This is a genomic window from Nocardioides sp., assembly GCF_030655615.1.
GTDB lineage: Bacteria > Actinomycetota > Actinomycetes > Propionibacteriales > Nocardioidaceae > Nocardioides.
Genome location: NZ_JAURVJ010000113.1, coordinates 1 through 3,853, shown reverse-complemented (window position 1 = coordinate 3,853; position 3,853 = coordinate 1). Strand labels below are relative to the sequence as shown.

The 3,853-nt window shown below is 73.4% G+C and carries 3 protein-coding genes and 1 pseudogene; 3 read left to right on the top strand and 1 reads right to left on the bottom strand.

Annotated elements, in window-relative coordinates; translation table 11 throughout:
• The 3 genes and pseudogenes from Q7T52_RS09390 to Q7T52_RS09380 form a co-directional block, all read left to right on the top strand.
• Window positions 1-901, top strand: a pseudogene (locus Q7T52_RS09390) (hypothetical protein); the annotation flags it as partial.
• Window positions 902-932: 31 nt separating this feature from the next.
• Window positions 933-1,763, top strand: coding sequence for a PhzF family phenazine biosynthesis protein (locus tag Q7T52_RS09385; protein WP_304801754.1), 831 nt, complete (start codon window positions 933-935; stop codon window positions 1,761-1,763).
• A gap of 9 nt (window positions 1,764-1,772) precedes the next feature.
• Window positions 1,773-2,567 carry a thymidylate synthase gene (locus Q7T52_RS09380; protein ID WP_304801752.1) on the top strand — a complete coding sequence of 265 codons (795 nt, stop codon included), beginning with the start codon at window positions 1,773-1,775 and terminating at the stop codon, window positions 2,565-2,567.
• 847 nt (window positions 2,568-3,414) lie between these two features.
• On the opposite strand, the gene Q7T52_RS09375 is transcribed toward Q7T52_RS09380, so the two are convergent.
• Window positions 3,415-3,853, bottom strand: a 439-nt coding sequence (locus Q7T52_RS09375) for an HNH endonuclease signature motif containing protein (RefSeq protein ID WP_304801750.1), incomplete at its 5' end; no start/stop codon positions are given.

The window sequence follows — 3,853 nt, the reverse complement described above, 5'->3', positions numbered from 1 at the left end:
CGACGTGACGCCACCCGGGCTGCCCACCCGCGAGCGGGTGGTGCTGGTCCGGGGCGACGGCGACCCGCCGGCGCCCTGGTACGACGGCAAGCTCGTCCACCTCGGCGACGTCACCGTCGCGGTCGACCGGCTGCGCACGCTCGTGCGGGTCGCCGACGGCGTCGCCGGCGTGCAGGACGACGGCACCGTGGTCGTGGTGACCCCCGAGGGCTTCCAGCCGCTCGGACAGGCTCGGGGCGGCAGCGCGGTCGTCGCCTCGCCGGGCTCTCCGGGCGTCGCCTGGCTCGACGTGGACGCCGACCTCGCGGTGGCCCGGGTGCCGCCCGCGATGGTCGAGCAGAACCTCCCGCTCGGCGCCCGCCTGGTCGCGCGCGACGCGGGCGCCACCTACGTCGCGCTGCGCCAGGACGGCTACCTGGTCGTCGACGACGACGGGACGACCGTCCGGCGCTCCGGTCCGGTGCCGCTCGACGTCGCTGGCGGCACGCAGGTCGTCGCGACGTCCCGCGGGCTGCGCGTCGAGGGTGGCGGGCGCACCCTCGAGCTGGTCGGCACCGGGGCGTTCGGGGCGCGGCTGTCCGACGACGGTCGCTACCTGCTGACGAGCGAGGCGACGTCGAGCTCGTCGGCTCTGGCGGTCGTGGTCGACGTGCGCGACGGGCGGACCGTCCGGCTGCCAGTGCCCGACGACGGCCGGGTGGTCGACGCGGCGTTCGGCGGACGGGGCGTGCTGACGCTCGTGCTGTCCCGGCCGGAGGGCGCGCGCTTCCCGGCCCGCACCCCGCGCGGCGACGGCGCCCAGCCCGGCTACGACCTGGTCACCTGCCGGCTGCGGGTCGGCACCTGCGAGACCGCGGCGCAGCTCGACTCCGTGCCCGACCCGCCGCTGGTCGCGCACTGACCCTGGCTCGCTGCTCGCTACCGTCGGCAGCATGCTGCCGTTCCGCCAGGTCGACGTCTTCTCCGCCGAGCCGCTGCTCGGCAACCCGGTCGCCGTCGTCCACGACGCCGACGCGCTCGACGACGAGCAGATGGCGGCGTTCGCGCGCTGGACCAACTTGTCCGAGACCACGTTCCTGCTGGCCCCGACCTCGCCCGACGCCGACTACCGGGTGCGGATCTGGACGCCCGGCGGCGAGCTGCCCTTCGCCGGGCACCCGACGCTCGGGTCGGCCCACGCGTGGCTCGAGGCCGGAGGAGTGCCGGCCTCACCTGAGCGCGTGGTGCAGGAGTGCCCGGCCGGGTTGGTCGACGTACGCCGGGGGGAGCGGTTGGCCTTCGCCGGCCCGCCGTTCGTGCGGTCGGGTCCGGTGTCGCCCGCCGACCTCGAGCACGCGGTGCGGGTGCTCGGGCTGGCGGAGGCCGACGTGGTCGAGGCGGCCTGGATCGACAACGGTCCTGGCTGGATGGGGCTGCTCGTCGGCTCGGCCGACGTCGTCCTGGCGTGTCGGCCGGACTACGGCGCGTTCGACGACCTCAAGGTCGGGATCGTCGGGCCCTGGCCCGAGGGGTCGGAGTGCGCGGTCGAGGTGCGCGCGTTCTGCCCTGGCCACGGCCCCGAGGAGGACCCCGTGACCGGCAGCCTCAACGCCGGGATTGGCGCCTGGCTGGCCGGGACCCGCCTGCCGGCGTCGTACGTCGCCGCCCAGGGCACGGTGCTGCAGCGACGGGGGAGGGTCCACGTGACGCGTGAGGACGATGTGGTCTGGGTCGGTGGGGACACCCGGACGACGGTCGTCGGGACCGTCGGTCTCGGCGACTAGCCTGAGCCCGTGCGCGCCTACCTCGACCTCGTCCAGCGGATCCTCGACGAGGGCGTCGCCAAGGCCGACCGCACCGGCACCGGCACCCGGTCGGTCTTCGGCCACCAGATGCGCTTCGACCTGACCGAGGGCTTCCCGCTGGTCACGACGAAGAAGGTCCACACGCGGTCGGTGTTCGCCGAGCTGCTGTGGTTCCTGCGCGGCGACACCAACGTCAAGTGGCTGCAGGACCGTGGCGTCTCGATCTGGGACGAGTGGGCCGACGCCGACGGCGACCTCGGGCCCGTCTACGGCTACCAGTGGCGCTCCTGGCCGACGCCCGACGGTCGCCACGTCGACCAGGTCGACCAGGTCGTGGAGCAGATCCGCACCAACCCCGACTCGCGCCGCCACATCGTCTCGGCCTGGAACGTCGCCGACATCCCCGACATGGCCCTCGCGCCGTGCCACACGATGTTCCAGTTCTACGTCGCCGACGGCCGGCTGTCCTGCCAGCTCTACCAGCGCTCCGCCGACGTCTTCCTCGGCGTCCCGTTCAACATCGCGTCCTACGCCCTGCTGACCCACATGGTCGCCCAGGTCACCGGCCTCGAGGTCGGCGACTTCGTCCACACCCTCGGCGACGCCCACCTCTACTCCAACCACCTCGACCAGGCCCGCCTCCAGCTCACCCGCGACCCCCGCCCCCTGCCCCGCCTCGTCCTCGACCCGTCCATCACCGACCTCGCCGCCTTCGACCTCGAGCACATCGCCGTCGAGGGCTACGACCCCCACCCCGGCATCAAGGCCCCGATCGCCGTCTGACGACCCACGCCGACCCAGCGGCTCGATCACCGTGAGGACACGGTGACCCGTCGCGTTTGTGCGACGGGTCAGCTAGACCGGGGGCGTACGCCGCCGACCCCACCCACGGTGCTCGAGCCGCGGGGACGGAGTCACCGCGTGTCGAGACTTCCGCAGCCGAGACGTTGACCGGGCACAGCGTGGTCCGGAGGCCGCTCAACCTCAGCGACCGGGTCGGGTCCGGTGGGTCGGCTGCGGGGATCTCGACACGCCGGGCCGTGGCCGGCCCGTCGGCTCGATCACCGTGAGGGAGACGCTGACCCGTCGCCTTTCTGCGACGGGTCAGCGAGACCGGGGGTGCACCCGGGCCCACCACACGGTGGTCGAGCCGCGGGGACGAAGTCACCGCGTGTCGAGACCCCCGCAGCCGGTACGCCGGACCGGGCCACGGAGGTCGAGGAGGCCGGCCCACTCAGAGACGGGGTCGGGTCGGGTGTGTTGGCTGCGGGGATCTCGACACGCCGGGCCGTAGCCGGCCCGTCGGCTCGATCACCGTGGGGAGTCGCGGACCCGTCGCGTTTGTGCGACGGGTCAGCGGTACGTCAGTGCACTCAGGCCCACCACACGGTGGTCGCGCCGCGGGGACGAAGTCACCGCGAGTCGAGACCTCCGCAGCGGGTATGCCGGACTGGGCCACGGAGGTCGAGGAGGCCGGCCCCCTCCAGGGACGGGGTCGGGTCTGGTGGGTCGGCTGCGGGGATCTCGACGCGGGCTCGCCGGGGGCTCGCCCGGCTCGATCACCGTGTGGGTTGCGGTCTGGGCATGCCGATGGCCCCGCTGCCTGGTGGGTGCGGGGTCGTCGGGGCGTTCAGGGTCGTCGTCGGCGTCGGTCGACGAGGTAGGTGATCCCGGTGGGGCTGGTCCACTCGTACAGTCCGGGTTCCACCACGCCATACCGCCACGTGCCGTGGGTCTTGGCGCGGTGGTGCCGCCGGCACAGCATCGCGAGGTTCTCGACGCTGGTGGGGCCGCCTGAGTCGAACGGGATGATGTGGTCGAGGTCGACGTGGCGGCGGTGGCAGCCCGGGAACACACACGTCCCGTCACGTAGGCGCACTTGCTCGCGAATGGCCTCGGTGGGGCGGTAGGCCTCGGTCGAGGGGTTGGTGTTGAGGTCGATGACCGGCTTGACCGTCACCTTCGTGCCGGCCTGTTCGCACCACTGGCGGACCTGCTCGACCAGGACCGGGGACCAGGTGTTGTCCACCAACCCCGGCACGTCCGGGCCCTCGGTGTCGAGATGGACG

Bases quoted from the DNA above. Each gene is read 5' to 3' on its own strand.
- Q7T52_RS09385 (WP_304801754.1), top strand. From the start codon at position 933: ATGCTGCCGTTCCGCCAGGTCGACGTCTTCTCCGCCGAGCCGCTGCTC.